Source organism: Agathobaculum sp. TL06, from assembly GCF_054658635.1.
In genome coordinates this window covers 48,408-67,347 of record NZ_BAAGGY010000010.1, presented here as the reverse complement: position 1 = coordinate 67,347, position 18,940 = coordinate 48,408, and the positions used below count along the sequence as shown (strand labels likewise).

Here is an 18,940-nt window from a genome sequence, read left to right as displayed (position 1 = left end):
AGTGAACAGTATGGCGGATCATAAGGAGTACTGGTCAACCGAGGACGACCAGGGCTGCATTCGTATCTCTGAAGACGTTGTCGCTTCGATCGCCGCGTTTGCCGCCTCGGAAACGGAAGGCGTGAGCGGACTGTATTCCAGCCTGACAAGCGATATCGTCAGCTTTTTGAGCAAGAAAAACATTTCCAAGGGCGTTCGCATCGAGATCGGCGAGGAAGGGACGGTCCGGATTGAGATCGGCTTCCTTGCGCTGTTCGGCCACAACATCTGCGATGTGGCAAAGCAGGTGCAGCAGCACGTCAAGGCTTCGGTGGAATCCATGACCGGCCTCAAAGTTACCGAGGTCAATATTCACGTCGGCGGCGTGACGTTCGCGCCCGCGCCGGCGGCGGAGGAGCCGGCGGCAGGACAGGAGCAGGACTGAAACGGAGAGGGAGAGCGGCATGGCGGCGGCCATGCCGCTTTTGTTTTGCCAAATCCTCCCGCTTTTCATGGAATATCGGCTTGAAATTTTGGCGAAAATAGGATAAAATAGGTCGTATTCAGAAATATAGGAGGAGCTTGCCGCCGTGAGCAGAACAAAAGCGAGAGAGATTGCCCTGCATCTGATTTTTGAGATGGGGTTTCAGCAGTTTGAGGATGAAAATCTGAACGACCGCCTGGACGAGAGCATCATGGCCTCGATCAGCGGGGATATCGCGCTGTATGCGGGCAAGCTGTCCGACCAGCAGACGCAGTACATCCGGTCGGTGGTCAAGGGCGTTGCCGGCCGTCTGGAGGAGCTGGACCGCACGATCGAAGCCTATTCCAAGGGATGGAAGCTGAACCGCCTGTCGCGCATGACCGCGGCGGTGCTGCGCCTGGCGATCTATGAGATGCGCTATGTGGACGATGTGCCGGTCGGCGCGGCGATCAACGAAGCGGTCGAGCTGGCGAAGGTGTACGATACGGACGAAGCGGCCGCATTCATTAACGGTGTGCTCGGCTCGGTGGCGCGCGCGGAGTTTCCGGATAAGCCCGCGGCATCGGAGACAGCCGATGCCTGAGCGCTTCCTGGGGATCGACACCTCGAATTACCGCACCTCGGCGGCGGTTTATGATGCGTCGTCGGGCGCGTGGCGCAACGAGGGCGGCCTGCTGTCCGTGCCGGAGGGCGCGATCGGCCTGCGCCAGTCGGACGCGCTGTTCCAGCACACCGTGCGCCTGCATGAGAAGATCAGGTCCCTGCCGGCAGGAGAGGTGCGCGCCATCGGCGTGAGCACCTGCCCACGCGCGGTCGAGGGCTCGTATATGCCCTGCTTTCTGGCGGGGGAGAGCGTCGCGCGCAGCGCGGCGCATTTGCTATCTGTGCCGCTTTTTGCAGTCTCGCATCAGCAGGGGCATATCGCGGCGGCCGCGCTGAGCGCGGGCAGGCTCGACCTGTTGGAGGGAAGCCTGCTCGCATGGCACCTGTCCGGCGGGACGAGCGAGCTGCTGCTGGTGCGGCCGGGGGAGGATGGACTGCCGGACTGCACCTGCGTCGGCGGCACGACCGACCTTGCCGCCGGCCAGCTCATCGACCGGACCGGCGCGCTGCTCGGCCTGCCGTTCCCGTCGGGTGCGGCGCTGGACAAGCTGGCGCTGCAGGCGCGGCCGGAAAAGGGTTTTGCGCCAAAGGTGGCGGACAGCCGCTTTTCCCTTTCCGGCATGCAGAACCAGGTGGAAAACCGGCAAAAGGCCGCGGCGCCTGCGCAGCTTGCGCGCTTTGCGCTGGAAACGGTTGCAAACGCGGTCGTCAAAGCGTCCGACCAGGCGGTGCGGAGGTACGGCGGCCCGCTTTTGTGCGCGGGCGGCGTGATGGCGAGCGAGGTCATCCGCGCGCGAATGCGGGAGGCGTTCGGGGACGCGGTATATTTCGCTGAGCCGGCATTGTCGGGCGACAACGCGGTCGGCGCGGCCGTACTCGCCGCGCGGCTGTATGAAAGGATGAAACCGTGAGCACCATCTATTCCGTAACCCAACTGAATAACGAGATCAAGGAGCTGCTCGACGCGGTACCCGGCTACCGCAGCCTGCTGGTGCAGGGCGAGATCTCCAACTATAAAGCGCATTCCTCCGGCCATCATTACCTGACGCTCAAGGACGAGGGCGCGTCCATCAACGCGGTGTTGTTCCGGTCGGACGCGGCGCGGCTCAAGTTCCGCCTGCAGAATGGGATGAAGGTTATTGTGCGGGCGCGCGTCAGCTCGTTCCCGCGCACGGGCGCGGTGCAGCTCTATCTTTCCGAGGTTATACCGGACGGGGCGGGCGCGCTGAATCTGGCCTTTGAGCAGCTGAAAAACAAGCTGTATGCGGAAGGGCTGTTTGACGAGAGCCGCAAAAAGCCCATTCCGTCCTGCCCGCGGCACATCGCGCTGGTCACCTCTCCGACCGGCGCGGCCGTGCGCGATATGATCCGCATTCTGGGACGGCGCTGGCCGCTCGCCAAGGTCACGCTCTATCCCGCGCAGGTGCAGGGGCAGGGCGCGGCGGAAAGCATCGCCCGCGCGCTGGGGCTTGCCAACGCGGTGGGGGAGGCCGACGTTATCCTGTGCGGCCGCGGCGGCGGCTCGATGGAGGACCTGTGGGCGTTTAATGAAGAGGTCGTCGTGCGGGCGATCTTTTCCTCGGAAATACCCGTGATCTCGGCGGTCGGCCACGAGCCGGACGTGACGATCGCGGACTTCGTGGCCGACCTGCGCGCGCCGACGCCATCGGGCGCGGCCGAGCTTGCGGTCCCCGACCGGACAGAGTATGCGCTTTCGGTCCGCGCGCTGCATACGCGGCTGCATACGGCTGCGCATAAGCTGCTGCAGGTAAAGGGGCAGCGCCTGGCGGGGCTGCAGGAGCGGCTCGCGCTGCGCACCCCCGCGCACTATATCGCGGAAAAGCGCCTGCTGCTCGACCAGATGGCCGACCGGCTGGGCGCCGCGCTGCCCGCGCGCCTGGGACGCGAGTCGCAGAAGCTGGCCGTGCTGCGGCAGCGTCTGGCCGCGGCGGGACAGGGCGGCCTGCACCGGCGGCGCCTGCGTTTTACGCAGGCTGTGGCGACGCTCGACGCGATCAGTCCGCTGCGCGTGCTGGCGCGCGGCTATGCGGTTGCGACGAAAGGGGCGCGCGGCGCGGTCGTCAGCGACGCGCGCACGCTCAAAGCAGGCGATACGCTGCGTATCCGGTTTGCCAAAGGCGCGGCGGACTGCCGCGTGACCGATATCAGGGAGGAATCATAGCATGGCTGAAAAAACGTTTGAAAACCAGATGGAACGGCTGGAGGAGATCGTCCGCCTGCTGGAAAAGGGCGAAGCGCCGCTGAACGAGAGCATGAAGCTGTTCGAGGAGGGGACGAAGCTGTCCGCCGCGTTGGGCAGGCTGTTGGACAAGGCGGAACAGAAAGTGACCGTGATGCAGGAGACCGCGCAGGGCGAGCTGACCGAACACCCCTTTGACGCGGAGGAGGCGGCAAAATGACGTTTTCCGAACAGATGAAGGCGGATATCGCGCAGATCGAAGCCGCGCTGGCGCAATACCTTTCCCGCGAAACGGGCGAGGGCTACGACCGTATTTTCGAGGCCGCGAAATATTCGGCGCTGGCGGGCGGCAAGCGCCTGCGGCCGGTGATTGTGCTGGCATTCTGCCGCCTGTGCGGCGGAGAAGCGGACAAGGCGATGCCGTTTGCCTGCGCGCTTGAGATGATCCACACCTATTCGCTCATCCACGACGATCTGCCCTGCATGGACGACGACGACCTGCGCCGCGGGCGCCCGACCTGCCATAAGGCGTTTGACGAGGCGACCGCCGTCCTTGCGGGCGACGGGCTGTTGACCGCTGCGTTTGAAACCGCCGCCGCCGCGGAGGGGCTGGACGCGGAAGCCGTGCTGCGGTGCGTGCGCATCCTGGGGCGCGAGGCGGGCATGAACGGCATGATCGCGGGACAGGTGCTCGACCTGGGGGCGGAGCACCGCCGGATATCGCTTGACGCGCTGCGCCTGCTGCAAAGCCTCAAGACAGGGTGCCTGCTGCGCGCCGCGTGCGAGCTGGGCTGCACGGCGGCGGGCTGCACCGACGCGCGTACGCTGGAAGCGGCGCGCGAATACGGCGAAAAGCTCGGGCTGGCGTTCCAGATTCAGGACGATATCCTGGATATCGAGGGGGACGCGCGGACGCTCGGTAAAACGACCGGCAAGGACGCGCGGGATGAAAAATCGACCTTTCCCGCCCTGCTTGGGCTGGAGGCGTGCCGCGCGCTTGCGGACCGGCTGACCGGAGAAGCGGTGGCGGCGCTCGACGGGCTTTCGGGCAACGGCTTTTTGACCGAGCTTGCGCGAAGCCTGACGGGCAGGGCAAACTAAATGTGAATTTTTATGCGGTTTTCTTGAATAAGAGCCGTGTATGTGTTAAAATAACAAATAAGTGGCGCAGTATCCTAGTCAGCGCATACGATTCCCAGGACGGGCCTAAAAATCCGTAGAAGGGCATATCGATGAAGTCTCTGGTGTTTGCTTCTTACGCCCAGTTTGGGGTGGATGCTGGAGGTTAAGGCTTGCGGGCGCGCTTCAATGGCATGAAGTACCGACCCTCTCGCCGTGGAGACCTGTATGCGTGGGACACCTATAGCATCGCTTTGATTGATGGATGTTCTACGGTACAGGATGAAACCTGTATTGCGGTGCGGCGTGACTGTGCGTGTTCTCCCGCCCGCCCTCTTTTGGGGGCGGGAAAATGGGCGGCGCACACGAGCAAAACGCTGTGTGCAGTGTAGCCTGCCTTGCGTGGCCATGGTGGATAGCGTATCCGCCCGCGGTTTCCCGGCCAGGAACGCCGCGGGAATTGACGGTTGAAACCATGTCTGCAAAAGAGGCTAAGAATCGTGTTGCCTGCAGTGGAAATCACCTAGGCTGTTCGCAAAGAGGCAGATCGAGGATTGCAGTGCGGACTCAGTGGCAATTCGGTCCCGGTGATGGCAACATCCCGGCACGGACTTTAATGGGAAACCCCCACGACGGCGACGCGTGGCAGTCCGCGGGGAAAGCCAACCGAACCTCAAGCCGCAAGATTTACTCGGTCTGCTGCCACTTTTATCAAACAAGCTGCAAGCCGGAACCGGCTTTTTATTAAGGAGTAGTGGGATTGGAAGCGTCCGATAAACAGAAGAAAAAAGCGCAGCCGCAGCAGAAGCCGCGGCTGATCAATACGCGCTGGGTGGCGACGATCACCTGCGCCAGCTTCCTGCTGTCCGTGGTGATGTCCTACGCGTCGAACGAAGCGCTCAGCAATGCGAATACGGTTTTGTCGTTTGCCGTGCTGTTTTTGTTTATCGCGCTGGGCATTCTGTTTGATATGATCGGCGTTGCCGCAACCTCGGCGACCGAAAAGGAATTTCATTCCATGGCCGCGCACAAGGTGCGGGGCGCGCGGGAGGCGGTTTGGATGTCGCGCAACGCGGAAAAGGTGTCGAGCATCTGCAACGACGTGGTCGGCGATATCTGCGGCATCATTTCAGGCGCGACCGGCGCGCTGATTGTGGCCAATATCACCGTGGGGATGCATGCGGCAATGGTCGTGGTGGTCTCCCTGCTGGTCACCGGCATGATCTCGGCCATGACGATCGGCGGCAAGGCGGCGGGCAAGGGCGTCGCGATTGCGTTCAGCAGCAAGGTGCTGGCGCTTTGCGGCCGCGTGCTGTCGCTGCTGCCGGTTTCATTCGACAGCAAAAAATCATAAGACCTTCACAATGGGAGAAGGATGGATGAAGCGATACGGAATTTTAGATACCATCACAGGCCCGGCCGATCTGCGCGGGCTTTCCTATGACTCGCTGAGTGTGCTCTGCGCCTCCCTGCGGGAATTCATCGTGGACTCGGTTTCCAAAACGGGCGGGCATCTGGCGTCCAACCTGGGCGTGGTCGAGCTGGCGGTGGCGCTGGAGCGCGAGTTTGATTCCTCGCGCGACCGTATCATCTATGATGTGGGCCACCAGAGTTATGTCCATAAGATACTGACCGGCCGGCGGGACCGTTTTGACACCCTGCGGCAGTACGGCGGGCTCAGCGGCTTTATGCGGCCGGAGGAAAGCGATACCGACCCCTGCGTGACCGGACACGCCTCCAACTCGGTTTCTGTCGCGCTCGGCATGGCGCACGCGCGCACGATCAGAAACCAGAAGTACCATGTGGTCGCGGTGATCGGTGACGGCGCGATGACCGGCGGCATGGCGTACGAAGCGCTTAACAGCGCCGGAACGTCGGGCGAGCCGCTTCTGGTGGTGCTCAACGATAACAATATGTCCATTGCGCAGAATGTCGGCGGGCTCAGCCGGCATTTGTCGCGTCTGCGCGTCAGCCCGCGGTACCTGCACGCCAAGGCCCGTGTGAAAGAACGGCTGGCGCGGATTCCGGGCGGCGCGGCGGTGTCTCGGGCGATCTCGCGTGCGAAGGCGCGCGTCAAGCGCTTTGTGCTGCCCACCTCGCTGTTTGAACAGATGGGGTTTACCTATCTCGGTCCGGTGGACGGACACGACCTGAAAAGCGTGTGCGAGCTGCTCGCACAGGCGAAAAAGATGAAAAAACCCGTGCTGCTGCATGTGATGACGCAAAAGGGGCGCGGCTACGCGCCGAGCGAGCAGGAGCCGGAAAAATATCACGGCGTTTCCAGCTTTGACCCGCTGACCGGCCGCTTCGAAGCGGCCGGGGAAATGGATTTTTCCACCTTTTTCGGAAAGGAGCTTTGCTCCTTTGCGGAAAAGGACGGACGCATCTGCGCGATCACGGCGGCAATGCCTTCGGGTACCGGCCTGGGGCCGTTCGCGTTCCGGTTTCCGACGCGCTTTTTCGACGTAGGCATTGCGGAGGAGCATGCGGCGGCGATGGCGGCCGGCATGGCGGCGCAGGGGCTGCTGCCGGTCGTTGCGATATACTCCACGTTCCTGCAGCGCGCGTATGACCAGTTGGTTCACGATGTGGCGATCTCCGGCCTGCATGTGGTGTTCTGCGTGGACCGCGCGGGCATTGTGGGCGCGGACGGCGCGACCCATAACGGCGTGCTGGACGTCGCGTTCCTGCGGGCCATCCCGGGGGTGAAGATATTCTGCCCCTCGAATTTCGCCGAGCTGCGCAGCATGCTTTCGGACGCGCTCTACCATGAGGAAGGGCCGGTCGCCATCCGCTACCCGCGCGGCGCGGAGGGGACGTTCCAGAAGGATACGGCGGCGGAGCCGGCGGCGTGCGTGCGCGAGGCGGAGCGGCCGGACGCCGTGCTGCTGACCCATGGCATCCTGGTGAACGAGGCGCTGGCGGCGGCGCGGCTGCTGGAGGAACGCGGACTCCGCACGCAGGTATGGAAGGTCAACCGGATCGACGGGGCGCTCAAGGAACAGCTCGGCCGCATCTCCGAACAGGCGGACTGGTGCGTCGTGCTGGAGGACGTTGTGCAGAGCGGCGGCCTTGGGGAAACGATGGCGCAGGTTCACAGGGGGCGGCTGGATCTGCTCAATACGGGCGACCGCTTTCTGCCGCATGGAAGCGTGCCTGATATTTACCGCGCCTGCGGCATCGACGCGGAGAGCGTGGCGGACTATATGACGGAAAAGAGGAAAGCAGGGGAGAACGGGCTTGGCTAAGAAACGACTGGACGTACTGCTGTTTGAAAAGGGGCTTTGCCCCTCGCGCGAGCGCGCAAAAACGGCGGTCATGGAGGGCATCGTCTATATCGCGGGCCAGAAGGCCGGCAAGGCGGGCGACATGGTGGACGAAAACGCCGTGATCGAGGTGCGCGGCAATGAGAACGCATTCGTGTCGCGCGGCGGGAAAAAGATTGAAAAGGCGCTGGCGCATTTTCAAATCGATCCGGCGGGGCTGACCGTGATGGACGTGGGAGCGTCGACCGGCGGCTTCACCGACTGCCTGCTGCGGCGCGGGGCCGCCAAGGTGTATTCGATCGACGTGGGCTATGGCCAGCTGGCCTGGAGCCTGCGGCAGGACCCGCGCGTTAAGTGCATGGAGCGGACGAATATTCGATATGTCACGCCGGACATGCTGGAGGAGGCTCCGGCGCTCTGCGTGATCGACGTTTCGTTCATTTCGCTGAAGCTGGTCCTGCCCGTGGTCGCCGGCCTGCTGACAGAGGACGGGCGCGTCGCCTGCCTGATTAAGCCGCAGTTCGAGGCGGGGCGGGGCAAGGTCGGGAAAAAGGGCGTTGTGCGCGAGCCGGAAATCCATCTTGAGGTGCTGGAACGGTTTGTGGAAAACGCGCGCGAGGCGGGCTTTGCGGTGCAGGATGTGACGTTTTCCCCGATTAAGGGGCCGGAAGGGAACATCGAGTTTTTGGGGTATCTGGCGAAGCGGGGCGCGGAAAGCGTACCCGATCTGAAGGAAGTCGTGCGCCAGGCGCACGCGGAATTGGATGGCTGATACGATCATGAAAAGTTTTTTCATCTATCCCAATATGCGCAAGGAAGGGGCGCACGTCCTGCTGCCCAAGGTCTGCGGACAGCTCCGGCGCGACGGGGTCCACCTGATGCTGCCGCTCCAGATGCGGTCGGCGCCGCTGGGGCTGGACGATGTGGAATACGTTGAAACGGATGCGGGCGTCCGGCTGGCGGAGCTGGCGGTCGTTCTGGGCGGCGACGGCACCATGCTGCGCCTGGCGCGCGCCGCGGCGCAGCAGGCGCTGCCGCTGCTGGGCGTCAACGTCGGCCATATCGGGTTCATGACCGAGCTGGAGCCGAACGAGCTGGGCCGGATGGAAAAGCTTTTCACAGGCGAGTATTCGATCGACAGCCGCATGATGCTGCACGCCGTGGTGCGCCGCGGCGGCCGCGCGGTGTATGAGGACGACGCGCTCAACGACATCGTGGTCGCCAAGGGAACCGCGTTTCGGGTGGTTCGGGTGTGCATCGCGGCGGATGAGGAGGACGTTACCGGCTTCAGCGGGGACGGCGTGATCGTGGCCACGCCGACCGGCTCGACCGCGTACGGCCTGTCTGCAGGCGGGCCGGTGATCGAACCGAGCGCGGAAAATATGGCGGTCATTCCGATCTGCGCCCACGCGCTGGCGGCCAAGTCGTTTGTATTCGCGCCCGAACGCCGCATCTCCATCCGCGCGGCCTGCGAGGGCGGCAGCGAGGTGTTCCTTTCGGTCGACGGCGGGCAGGGCTTTGCCATCCGGCCGGACGATGTGGTGGAGATCACGCGCTCCCCGCTGCGCAGCCGGCTGGTGCGGCTCAAGGGAGACAGCTTTTACAAGATATTGCAGCAAAAACTCTGAATTCTGAACAGGGAGGCGCGGAGCATGAAGTTTCAAAGACAGGCGAAAATACTCGACCTGATCGACCGGTTCGATATCGAGACGCAGGAGGAGCTGACCGACCACCTGCGCGCATTGGGTTACAGCACGACACAGGCCACCGTGTCCCGCGATATCAAGGAGCTGCGCCTGATCAAGACCCTGTCCGCGGAAACGGGGAAATACAAGTATTCGGCCGCGGCCGCCGGCGCGGCGGACAGCTTCACAACCCGACTGCGCAATATTTTCCGCGAATGTGTGACCGAGATCAACGCGGCGCAGAATATGGTGGTTATCAAGACGCTGCCCGGCCTGGGGCAGGCGGCGGCCATGGCGATCGACGCGATGCGCGCCTCGGATGTGATCGGCACGCTCGGCGGCGACGACACGGTGTTCGTCGTCATGCGCGACAACGACAGCGCCGACCGGTTCTGCCGGCAGGCGCACGACATCCTGAAGTGACGGAGGGAAGCGGCGATGCTGCAGTTGCTCCACATTGAGAATATAGCGGTCATCGAGCAGGCGGATATTGAGCTGGAGGACGGGCTGACCGTGCTGTCCGGCGAGACGGGCGCGGGCAAGTCGATTGTGATCGATTCGATCGGCGCGGTGCTCGGCCGGCGCGTCAGCCGCGACCTGGTGCGCACCGGCGCGCAGAAGGGCTTTGTCAGCGCTGTGTTCACCGGCCTGTCGCCGGCGCTGCGCGGGCTGCTGGACGAGCTTGCCCTGACCGGCGAGGAACCGGATACGCTGCATATCCAGCGCCAGCTGACAGCGGATGGGAAAAGCACCTGCAGGGTGAACATGAAGCCGGTCGCGGCCGCGGTGCTGCGCCAGCTCGCGCCGTACCTGATCGATATTCACGGGCAGAACGACGGCCAGAAGTTGCTGGACGAGCAGTATCACATCGATTATCTGGACGGATATGCGGGGAACGGCGCCCTGCTGGAGCAATACCGCCCGCGGTATCAGGCGCTGCTCGCGCTGCGGCGCGAGATCACCGCGCTGGAGACCGGCGAGCAGGAGCGCCTGCAGCGCATCGATATGCTCACGTTCCACAAGGAGGAGATCGAACAGGCCGCGCTCCGGCCGGACGAGGAGGAGACGCTCGCGCAGCGCAAGGCGTATTTCGACCATGCGGGGAAAATCGCGGGCGCGCTGGAGCAGGCGCGGCTCGCCCTGAACGGGGATGACGACGCTGGCGGCGCGTGCGCGCTGCTCGACCAGGCGGCGGGGGCGCTTGCCGGCCTGCGCGAGGTGTCGGAGGCGTTCGACGGGCTGGCCGAACAGGCGGAGGAGGTGCGGCTGCTCGCGGCGGACCTGCGCGACAGCGTTTCCGGACGAAGCGATACCCTTGATTTTTCACCGGCAGAGCGGGAATGGGTGGAGCAGCGGCTCGACCTGATCTACCGCCTGAAACAGAAGTACGGCGGTACGGCCGCCGAGGTGCTGGCATACCGCGACCGGATTGCGGCGGAGCTGGAAACGCTGCAGGATTCGGACAACCGGCGCGAGGGACTGCGCGCGCAGTACAAGGAAGAACTGGCGGAAGCAAAGGCGCTCGCCGCCCAGTTGAGCGAGGCGCGCCGCGCCGCGGCAAAGCGGCTGGAGGCAGAGATCGTTCGCGAACTGGCGGCGCTCGATATGGAAAAGGTGAAGCTGCGCATCGCGGTGCATACGGGGGCCAAGCTCTCCGCGCACGGGTTCGACACGGTGACGTTTGAGATATCGGTCAACCCCGGCGAGCCGGAAAAGCTGTTGTCCAGGGTTGCGTCGGGCGGCGAACTGAGCCGGATTATGCTGGCGCTCAAAAACGTCTTGACGGCGGGCGAGGATGTTGGTATGCTGATTTTTGACGAGATCGATACCGGCGTTTCGGGCCATGCGGCGCAGCAGATCGCGTACAAGCTGTCCGATATCGGGCGGCAGAAGCAGACGCTCTGCGTTACCCACCTGCCGCAGATCGCGGCGATGGGGGACCATCATCTGCTGATTTCCAAATCCGTGCGTGGGGAAAGAAGCTATACCGATGTGCAGCCTATGGATGAACCGTCGCGCGCCCGTGAGATCGCGCGCATGCTGTCGGGCGAAACCATCACAGAGCTGTCGCTGCAGAACGCGAGGGAGCTTTTGCAGAAAGCGGCGGAATACCAGAGAGGATAGAACTTGCAGTGGTCATTATTCATGAGAACCTGAAGGAGCGCGCGCCCTGACAAACGGCAGATGTTGCGCGGTGATATTATCTCAGAAAGGACGAAAGACATCCATGACTTTATATGAAGAACTCAAGGCGCGCGGCCTCATCGCCCAGGTGACCAATGAGGAAGAGATCAGTAAAATGATTAACGAGGGCAAGGCGACGTTTTACATCGGCTTCGACCCCACGGCGGACAGCCTGCACGTCGGGCATTTTATGGCGTTGTGCCTGATGAAGCGCCTGCAGATGGCGGGCAACAAGCCGATCGCGCTGGTTGGCGGCGGCACAGGTTATATCGGCGACCCCTCCGGCCGCTCGGACATGCGCTCGATGATGACGCCTGAAACCATCCAGCACAACTGCGACTGCTTCAAAAAGCAGATGGAGCGCTTTATCGAATTCGGCGAGGGCAAGGCGCAGATGGTCAACAACGCGGACTGGCTGCGCGACCTGAACTATATCGATCTGCTGCGCGAGGTCGGCGCATGCTTTTCGGTCAACAATATGCTGCGCGCGGAGTGCTACAAGCAGCGCATGGAAAAAGGGCTCAGCTTCCTTGAGTTCAATTATATGATTATGCAGTCCTACGACTTTTACTACCTGTTCCAGCACTACGGCTGCAACATGCAGTTCGGCGGGAACGATCAGTGGTCGAACATGCTGGGCGGCACCGAGCTGATCCGCCGCAAGCTGGGCAAGGATGCGCATGCCATGACGATCACGCTGCTCCTCAATTCCGAGGGCAAGAAAATGGGCAAGACCGCGTCCGGCGCGGTATGGCTCGACCCCAATAAGACCTCTCCTTACGACTTTTTCCAGTACTGGCGCAACGTGGACGATGCGGACGTGCTCAAGTGCATCCGAATGCTGACGTTCCTGCCTATGGAGCAGATCGAGGAGATGGACCGCTGGGAGGGCGCGCAGCTCAATCGGGCGAAAGAGATCCTTGCGTATGAGCTGACCGAGCTGGTGCATGGCAAGGAAGAGGCCGACAAGGCGATGGAAGCGGCGAAAAACATTTTTGCCGGCGGCGGCACGAGTGAAAACATGCCGACCACCGTGCTGACGGATACGGACTTTGCGGACGGCCGGATCGGCGTGCTGACGCTGCTCGTCAAGTGCGGCCTTGCAGGCTCGAATGGAGAAGCGCGCAAGCTCGTGCAGGGCGGCGGCGTGTCGGTGAACGGTGAAAAGGTCGAGGATTTCAGGCAGATGCTCGAAAAAAGCGCCTTTGAACCGGAGTGCATTATCAAAAAGGGTAAAAAAACGTTCCATAAAGTCACGCTTTAAGAGAAAAGTTTGCGTGCAAAATGTGGAAAGCCCTTGACAACAGGATGGAAATTTGATATTCTATTTTGGCAAGGTTTAGCGCCTTGCCAAAATATCCGGGTGTAGCGCAGCTGGTAGCGTGCTTGACTGGGGGTCAAGAGGCCGCAGGTTCAAGTCCTGTCACTCGGACCATATTTTGATTATCCGAACGGCAGTATTCGAGTGAATACTGCCGTTCGGATTTTTAATTGCTCTTGTCCCTGGCCATACTTGCGTTTGTTGTTTAATTATTCTCTGCACTTTCCACTCGGCAATTACTGACATCTGTTCTTTTGCTTGAAAAACATCTGTACTTGCCGAAACAGGACAAGGGTTCAAATTATGATTTTGGCACTTCGGCGCAGGGCATTGCCCCTGCGCTGAAATGGGGATATAATAAAGAAAATATTTCGTGACCGAGGGAAACCATAATGTATGTTGCAGACCTTCATATCCATTCCCGTTTTTCGCGCGCAACCAGTCGGGATTGCGATGCGCCGCACCTGGATTGGTGGGCAAGGCGCAAGGGCATTCGGCTGATCGGCACGGGTGACTTTACCCATCCGGCATGGCGGTCCGAGCTGAAAGAGCAGCTTGTGCCTGCGGGCGACGGCGTGTATACCCTGCGGGAAGAGCTGCGCCTGCCGGACAGCATGCAGGGAGAGACGCCGTATTTTGTCGTGACTGGCGAGATCAGTTCGATCTACAAGCGGGGCGGCCGGACGAGGAAGGTACATAATGTGATTCTGCTGCCAAGCCTGGAAGCGGCGGACGAGCTTTCCGCCCGCCTGGAGGCGATCGGCAACATCCGCTCGGACGGACGCCCGATCCTGGGGCTGGACAGCCGCGACCTGCTGGAGCTGACGCTGGAAGCCTGCCCTGACGCGGAGTTTATTCCGGCGCATATCTGGACGCCGCATTTTTCCATGTTCGGCGCTTTCTCCGGCTTTGACACGATGGAGGAATGCTTTGCGGACCTGACGCCGCATATCCATGCGGTCGAAACCGGCCTTTCCTCTGACCCGCCGATGAATTGGCGCGTTTCCCAGTTGGACGGGCTGACGCTTGTTTCCCATTCGGACGCGCATTCCCCCTCCAAGCTGGGGCGCGAAGCCAATCTGCTGGAGACCGCGCTTTCGTACCCCGCGCTGACGCATGCAATCCGGACAGGCGAGGGGTTCCTGGGGACCGTGGAATTTTTTCCGGAGGAAGGGAAATACCATCTGGACGGACACCGGAACTGCGGCGTGTGCCTGACGCCCGCGGAAACCGCGGCGCGGGAGGGACTTTGTCCGGTATGCGGGAAAAAGCTGACGATCGGCGTAGAGCATCGGGTGGAGGAGCTGGCCGACCGGCCGGAGGGCTTCCGGCCGGAAAACGCCAAGCCGTTTGAGAGCCTGGCGCCGCTGCCCGAAGTCATTGCCGCCTCGACGGGCGCTTCCGCTGCCGGTAAAAAGGTCATGGAGCAGTATGAACGCCTGCTGCACGGGCTGGGGCCGGAATTCCATATTCTGCGGCAGGCGCCGATCGAAGAGATCGAGCGGCTGGCGGGACCTTGCGTGGCCGAGGGGGTCCGGCGCCTGCGCAGGGGGCAGGTTGAACGGCGCCCCGGCTTTGACGGGGAATACGGTACGATTTCCCTGCTCACTCCGGCGGAGATCGAGCAGTACAGCGGGCAGATGTCCCTGTTCGGCGTCGAACCGGTAAAGCGCAAACGCAGCGCACACAAAATACCGCTCAAACAGGCGGAAACGCCTCCGGACGCGCTGCCGGAGTCCAATCCCGAGACGCTCAATCCGGAGCAGCGGGAAGCGGTGGAGACAGACCGGTCCGTTGTGGCGGTCGTCGCCGGCCCGGGAACGGGGAAGACCAAGACGCTGGTCGCGCGCATCGCATGGCTGGTGGAGGAGCGCGGCGTCAAGCCGGATGAGATCACGGCGGTGACCTTTACGAATCAGGCCGCCGCTGAAATGCGCCAGCGCCTGGAAAAGCGGCTGGGCGGCAAGCGTGCGGTCCAGCGCATGACGATCGGCACGTTTCACTCGATCTGCCTGCGCCTGCTGGGGGAGGTCCGCCTGCTGGGACAGAGCGAGGCGCTGACCGTTGCCGCAGAAACGCTGCGAGCCTGCGGGCGGAAAGGCGGCGCGCGGGAGCTGCTGCAGGGTGTTTCCTGTCTCAAAAACGGCATAGCGGCGGACACTGCCGGCATTGATCGGGAGCTGGCAGAGGCTTATAACGAACGCCTGCGCGCGCTGGGCGTGCTGGATTTTGACGATCTGCTGGCCGAGGCGCTGCGGCTGGATACGGCTGGCCGCAAATGCTTCCGTTATTTGCTGGTGGACGAGTTTCAGGATATCAATGACGTGCAGTACGAGCTGGTGCGTGCATGGAGCAGAGGCGGCGCGGGGCTGTTCGTCATCGGGGACCCCGACCAGTCGATCTATGGGTTCCGCGGCGCGGGCGGGCGCTGCTTCGCACGCTTACAGGAGGAACAGCCGGATACCCGAGTGATCCGGCTCAAGCGCAATTACCGCTCCACGCCGGAGATCCTGCAGGCCGCGCTGCCGGTGATCGACCGGAATTCGGGCGGCCCGCGCGTGCTGGAGCCGAGCCGCACGGCAGGGGTGCCGGTGCGGCTGGTTACGGCGGCGGACGACTTTGCGGAGGCCGTGTTCGTCGCCAAGGAAGTAGGGCGCATTGCCGGCGGCGTGGATATGCTGGAAGCGCAAAAGCATGGGCAGGAGCGCGCCGTCCGTGCGTTTTCCGATATTGCGGTGCTCTGCCGCACCCACCGTCAGCTTGAGCTGGTGGAAAAGTGCCTGCGGCACGACGATATCCCCTGCGTCATCAGCGGGCGCGAGGACTTTTTAGACGCGGACGAGGTGCGCGGGGCGCTGTCCTTTTTCCGTTTCCTGCGTGCGCCGGAAGATCAAACCGCGTTGGAAACAGCGCTCCGGCTGGTATGGGACTGTCCGGCGGATCTGGTGCAGAAGGCGTGTCAGGCCTGTGCGGAACAGAAAAGCTTCCAACCTGAGGCGTGGGAACCGGTCGTGCGGGGATACGGCTTTCTGGAGGCGTGGCTGGAGCGGGCAGCCGAGTGGCAGCCGCTTGTGGACAGGGAAAAGCCGCGTGCGCTGGTCGAACGATGGGAGCAGGCCTATGGCAGCTCGCCCTCGCTGGAACGCCTGCGCAACACGGCTGTTTTTTACGAGGATTTCGACAGCCTCTGGTATGCGCTGACGCTGGGACAGGAGGCGGATCTGAACCGCGCCGCGGGAAAAGGCTGGGAGTCCGGCGCGGTGCGCCTGATGACGCTGCACGGCTCCAAGGGGCTGGAATTTCCGGCGGTCATTCTGGCGGGCGTAACGTCCGGTATGCTGCCGCTGGCGTCGCAAAAGCATCCGACCGATACTGAGGAGGAACGGCGGCTGTTCTATGTGGGTATGACGCGGGCGCGGGAGGAGCTGATCCTCACAACGACAAAGGAGGCGTCCCCGTTCCTGTGCGATCTGCCGGAGGCAGTACAGCGGGAAAGCGCGGGACGGCGCCGGCAGGCGGAGGAACAGATCAGCTTCTTTTAAGGGCCTGCGCTTGACAGCACGGGGACTCCGGATGCGGAACAGCCCCTCTTGCTTACTCTGGCGCGGCATGGGTGCGGTTATCCCCGCTGTGTGCCGGAGATGAAAATAAATCCGGCCGTCAGCGGCGGGCGCGTACCGGCTTTGGGTATGCGCCCGCCGTTTTGGACAAAACGGGACGCAGAAAAGAGACAAAATGATTAGACATTTAACCGGCGATATGATATACTACCTTTGTAAACATATGCGGGAAAAGGGCAGTTAACAGGAAAGAATAAATCTGTAAAATTGATATTAAATATCAATTAAAAAATTATATTTATTTTTATAAAAACCTGTTGACTTTTTTGCTGAACAATACTATACTAAAGGTGTTCCAAATAGAGAAAGGGAGGAACGATTTGAGAATCACACATGAAGCGGACTATGCGATTCGTGTGACCTACTGCCTGGCGCTGGCAGGGGGGAAGCAATGCGCAAAGGACATTTCTGAAACCACAGGGGTAACGCTTCGGTTTGCGCTGAAGATTCTGCGCAAGCTGACGCAGTCCGGCATTACAAAATCCTATAAAGGCGTCGCCGGCGGGTATGAGCTCAATCGAAGCCCTTCCGAGATCAGTCTGGGCGAAATCATTGAATGCATCGACGGGCCGATTGCAATCAATCACTGCCTTGCCAATGAATTCCAGTGTACGCGCGTGGGCTGCCGGAAAGAATGCGATTTTCATCATGTGTTTGGCGAAATCAACAAATCCCTGCGGGAGCAGTTGTTTTCCATTACCATGGAGCGGTTCCTTCCACCCGTGAAAAAGTAAAAAACATTTTTTAGGAGGAAAAAATCATGAAAAAGTTTGTTTGTTCCGTATGTGGTTATGTTCATGAGGGCGAGGCGGCTCCGGCCGAGTGTCCGATCTGCCATGCTCCGGCTGAGAAGTTCAAGGAGCAGTCCGGTGAGAAGACCTGGGCGGCCGAGCATGTGGTAGGCGTAGCGCAGGGCGCGCCGGAAGACATCATGAAGGATCTGCGCGCGAACTTTGAGGGTGAGTGCTCCGAGGTCGGCATGTACCTGGCGATGGCTCGTGTTGCGCACCGTGAAGGCTATCCGGAAATCGGCCTGTACTGGGAGAAGGCGGCTTACGAGGAAGCTGAGCACGCCGCCAAGTTTGCCGAGCTGCTGGGCGAGGTCGTGACCGACTCCACCAAGAAGAACCTGGAGATGCGCGTTGACGCGGAGAACGGCGCAACCGCCGGCAAGTTTGATCTGGCCAAGCGTGCGAAGGCGCTCAACCTTGACGCCATCCACGATACCGTACATGAAATGGCCCGCGACGAGGCTCGCCACGGCAAGGCCTTCGAGGGTCTGCTGGCTCGTTACTTCGGCTAAGCCTGTTTGTTGAGAAATAGAAAGAGGACGGATTGATTCCGTCCTCTTTTTCTTACGCTGTTCCCCTTTGCTTGGCTCCCATTCGCTGCGCCGAACGCCGGCAAAGGTGCGTTTTTCAGATCGATAAGAGCAGGGAACCGACCGATACGATCAAAGCGGTCAGCAGTCCGGCAATACCGATCGCAAGCCCGCTCATTGCGCCCTCGGTTTCCCCCAGCTCAATGGCGCGCGAGGTGCCGACCGCATGCGCAGCGGTGCCGATGGAAAGCCCCATCTGCACCTCGTTGCGCACGCCGATGCACTTGAGGAACACCGGCAGCAGCATCGCGCCAATAATGCCGGTGAACACCACCGCGATTGTGGTGACCGGCGCAAGCCCGCCCAGCATTTCAGAAAGGGAAACCGCGATCGGCGTGGTCACGGATTTGGGGATGAGCGAGCGCATGGTCGTGTCCGAAAGACCGAACAGGCGGGAAAAAAGAATCACGCTTGCAATGGAAACCACGGAACCGACGAGCGCGCCGGCGAGGATGGGGAACAGGTTTTGCCGGAGTACGTCCAGCTTGCGGTAGATCGGTACGGCAAGGGCGACAGTGGCGGGGGTCAGGAAAAAAGAGATAAGCCGGCCGGACTGGTTATAAGTCTCGTAGCTGGTGCCGGTACACACCAGCAGTACGCCAACCAGAACGGAAGCAATCAGCAACGGATTGCAGAGCGCGGAGCCGGTCCGGCGCTGTATCTTTTGTCCAAACGCATAGCATGCGATCGAAACGCATGTCCAAAACGGTGCGCTGGAGAGCAGAGCGATCATGGGCGGATGCCTCCCCGGTCTTTTTTACGCTGCAGCCGCAGCGCGATATGCACGGTGAATGCGGTGGCGGCCGCGGTGCAGAAGGTGGTCAAAACGCATACCGCCAGAATGGCAAGCACCTCGCTTTTGATCTCGGCAAAGATCTCAAGCACGCCCAGACAGGCGGGCAGAAAGAAAAACGCCATGTTGTGCAGCAGAAAGTCGGCCGTATCCTCGATGTGGCCGAGTCTGACCGGACCGTATGCGAGCAGAAGCAGCAGCAGCGTCAAGCCGAGCACATTGCCGGGCAGCCGGCCGCGCAGGAGAATGGAAAAGGCGTCGCCCGCGACAGCGCACGCAAGCAGGACGCCCAATTGCTTCATATA

Annotated in this window: 18 protein-coding genes and 1 tRNA gene; 17 read left to right on the top strand and 2 right to left on the bottom strand. The window is 61.7% G+C overall.

Features of this window, described 5'->3' with window-relative positions; genetic code table 11:
• Positions 1–10 precede the first annotated feature (10 nt).
• From ACYQ3S_RS07560 to ACYQ3S_RS07480, 17 genes are all read left to right on the top strand, one after another.
• The gene (locus ACYQ3S_RS07560; RefSeq protein ID WP_459688255.1) at positions 11–424 is read left to right on the top strand and encodes an Asp23/Gls24 family envelope stress response protein; all 414 of its coding nucleotides are present in this window, start codon (positions 11–13) and stop codon (positions 422–424) included.
• Between the two features lie 145 nt (positions 425–569).
• Positions 570–1,046: a transcription antitermination factor NusB gene (gene nusB, locus ACYQ3S_RS07555; RefSeq protein ID WP_459688254.1), complete on the top strand. Its 477-nt coding sequence runs from the start codon at positions 570–572 to the stop codon at positions 1,044–1,046.
• Positions 1,039–1,977, top strand: coding sequence for a tRNA (adenosine(37)-N6)-threonylcarbamoyltransferase complex transferase subunit TsaD (locus ACYQ3S_RS07550; protein ID WP_459688252.1), 939 nt, complete (start codon positions 1,039–1,041; stop codon positions 1,975–1,977). Before nusB ends, ACYQ3S_RS07550 begins: the two co-directional genes overlap by 8 nt.
• A complete protein-coding gene (xseA, locus tag ACYQ3S_RS07545; RefSeq protein WP_459688250.1) occupies positions 1,974–3,248 on the top strand; it encodes an exodeoxyribonuclease VII large subunit in 1,275 nt (424 codons plus the stop codon). Before ACYQ3S_RS07550 ends, xseA begins: the two co-directional genes overlap by 4 nt.
• Before the next feature lies 1 nt (position 3,249).
• Positions 3,250–3,486, top strand: coding sequence for an exodeoxyribonuclease VII small subunit (gene xseB, locus ACYQ3S_RS07540; protein ID WP_459688249.1), 237 nt, complete (start codon positions 3,250–3,252; stop codon positions 3,484–3,486).
• The gene (locus tag ACYQ3S_RS07535; RefSeq protein WP_459688247.1) at positions 3,483–4,367 is read left to right on the top strand and encodes a polyprenyl synthetase family protein; all 885 of its coding nucleotides are present in this window, start codon (positions 3,483–3,485) and stop codon (positions 4,365–4,367) included. The genes xseB and ACYQ3S_RS07535 overlap by 4 nt, the downstream gene beginning before the upstream one ends.
• 778 nt (positions 4,368–5,145) lie before the next feature.
• Positions 5,146–5,739, top strand: a complete 594-nt coding sequence (locus ACYQ3S_RS07530; RefSeq protein WP_459688245.1) for a hypothetical protein — start codon at positions 5,146–5,148, stop codon at positions 5,737–5,739.
• Positions 5,740–5,764: 25 nt separating this feature from the next.
• Positions 5,765–7,633: a 1-deoxy-D-xylulose-5-phosphate synthase gene (gene dxs / locus ACYQ3S_RS07525; protein ID WP_459688243.1), complete on the top strand. Its 1,869-nt coding sequence runs from the start codon at positions 5,765–5,767 to the stop codon at positions 7,631–7,633.
• Positions 7,626–8,423, top strand: coding sequence for a TlyA family RNA methyltransferase (locus tag ACYQ3S_RS07520; RefSeq protein WP_459688242.1), 798 nt, complete (start codon positions 7,626–7,628; stop codon positions 8,421–8,423). Before dxs ends, ACYQ3S_RS07520 begins: the two co-directional genes overlap by 8 nt.
• The gene (locus tag ACYQ3S_RS07515) at positions 8,416–9,279 is read left to right on the top strand and encodes an NAD(+)/NADH kinase (protein ID WP_459688240.1); all 864 of its coding nucleotides are present in this window, start codon (positions 8,416–8,418) and stop codon (positions 9,277–9,279) included. Before ACYQ3S_RS07520 ends, ACYQ3S_RS07515 begins: the two co-directional genes overlap by 8 nt.
• A gap of 24 nt (positions 9,280–9,303) precedes the next feature.
• Positions 9,304–9,759 carry an arginine repressor gene (locus ACYQ3S_RS07510; RefSeq protein WP_054327316.1) on the top strand — a complete coding sequence of 152 codons (456 nt, stop codon included), beginning with the start codon at positions 9,304–9,306 and terminating at the stop codon, positions 9,757–9,759.
• Between the two features lie 15 nt (positions 9,760–9,774).
• Positions 9,775–11,460 carry a DNA repair protein RecN gene (recN, locus tag ACYQ3S_RS07505; protein WP_459688239.1) on the top strand — a complete coding sequence of 562 codons (1,686 nt, stop codon included), beginning with the start codon at positions 9,775–9,777 and terminating at the stop codon, positions 11,458–11,460.
• Between the two features lie 103 nt (positions 11,461–11,563).
• Positions 11,564–12,784 (top strand): tyrosine--tRNA ligase, encoded by a 1,221-nt coding sequence (gene tyrS / locus ACYQ3S_RS07500; RefSeq protein ID WP_459688237.1) that lies wholly within the window; start codon positions 11,564–11,566, stop codon positions 12,782–12,784.
• A gap of 95 nt (positions 12,785–12,879) precedes the next feature.
• Positions 12,880–12,955 (top strand) — tRNA-Pro (locus ACYQ3S_RS07495).
• A gap of 278 nt (positions 12,956–13,233) precedes the next feature.
• Entirely contained in the window at positions 13,234–16,383 is a 3,150-nt protein-coding gene (locus ACYQ3S_RS07490) for a UvrD-helicase domain-containing protein (RefSeq protein ID WP_459688235.1), read from the top strand.
• 398 nt (positions 16,384–16,781) lie between these two features.
• The gene (locus tag ACYQ3S_RS07485; protein WP_054327318.1) at positions 16,782–17,195 is read left to right on the top strand and encodes an RrF2 family transcriptional regulator; all 414 of its coding nucleotides are present in this window, start codon (positions 16,782–16,784) and stop codon (positions 17,193–17,195) included.
• Between the two features lie 26 nt (positions 17,196–17,221).
• Positions 17,222–17,764: an NADH peroxidase gene (locus ACYQ3S_RS07480; RefSeq protein ID WP_054327319.1), complete on the top strand. Its 543-nt coding sequence runs from the start codon at positions 17,222–17,224 to the stop codon at positions 17,762–17,764.
• A gap of 115 nt (positions 17,765–17,879) precedes the next feature.
• Here ACYQ3S_RS07480 and ACYQ3S_RS07475 read toward each other — a convergent pair whose 3' ends face one another.
• Together ACYQ3S_RS07475 and ACYQ3S_RS07470 are read right to left on the bottom strand one after the other, a co-directional pair.
• A complete protein-coding gene (locus tag ACYQ3S_RS07475) occupies positions 17,880–18,575 on the bottom strand; it encodes an LrgB family protein (protein WP_459688232.1) in 696 nt (231 codons plus the stop codon).
• A complete protein-coding gene (locus ACYQ3S_RS07470; RefSeq protein WP_459688230.1) occupies positions 18,572–18,937 on the bottom strand; it encodes a CidA/LrgA family protein in 366 nt (121 codons plus the stop codon). The genes ACYQ3S_RS07475 and ACYQ3S_RS07470 overlap by 4 nt, the downstream gene beginning before the upstream one ends.
• Positions 18,938–18,940 lie beyond the last annotated feature (3 nt).

Coding starts and splice junctions, on each gene's coding strand:
- ACYQ3S_RS07550 (WP_459688252.1), top strand. CDS start 1,039: ATGCCTGAGCGCTTCCTGGGGATCGACACCTCGAATTACCGCACCTCG.
- ACYQ3S_RS07515 (WP_459688240.1), top strand. CDS start 8,416: ATGGCTGATACGATCATGAAAAGTTTTTTCATCTATCCCAATATGCGC.
- ACYQ3S_RS07490 (WP_459688235.1), top strand. CDS start 13,234: ATGTATGTTGCAGACCTTCATATCCATTCCCGTTTTTCGCGCGCAACC.
- ACYQ3S_RS07475 (WP_459688232.1), bottom strand. CDS start 18,575: ATGATCGCTCTGCTCTCCAGCGCACCGTTTTGGACATGCGTTTCGATC.
- ACYQ3S_RS07480 (WP_054327319.1), top strand. CDS start 17,222: ATGAAAAAGTTTGTTTGTTCCGTATGTGGTTATGTTCATGAGGGCGAG.
- ACYQ3S_RS07510 (WP_054327316.1), top strand. CDS start 9,304: ATGAAGTTTCAAAGACAGGCGAAAATACTCGACCTGATCGACCGGTTC.
- dxs (WP_459688243.1), top strand. CDS start 5,765: ATGAAGCGATACGGAATTTTAGATACCATCACAGGCCCGGCCGATCTG.
- ACYQ3S_RS07470 (WP_459688230.1), bottom strand. CDS start 18,937: ATGAAGCAATTGGGCGTCCTGCTTGCGTGCGCTGTCGCGGGCGACGCC.
- ACYQ3S_RS07535 (WP_459688247.1), top strand. CDS start 3,483: ATGACGTTTTCCGAACAGATGAAGGCGGATATCGCGCAGATCGAAGCC.
- ACYQ3S_RS07560 (WP_459688255.1), top strand. CDS start 11: ATGGCGGATCATAAGGAGTACTGGTCAACCGAGGACGACCAGGGCTGC.
- tyrS (WP_459688237.1), top strand. CDS start 11,564: ATGACTTTATATGAAGAACTCAAGGCGCGCGGCCTCATCGCCCAGGTG.
- xseB (WP_459688249.1), top strand. CDS start 3,250: ATGGCTGAAAAAACGTTTGAAAACCAGATGGAACGGCTGGAGGAGATC.
- recN (WP_459688239.1), top strand. CDS start 9,775: ATGCTGCAGTTGCTCCACATTGAGAATATAGCGGTCATCGAGCAGGCG.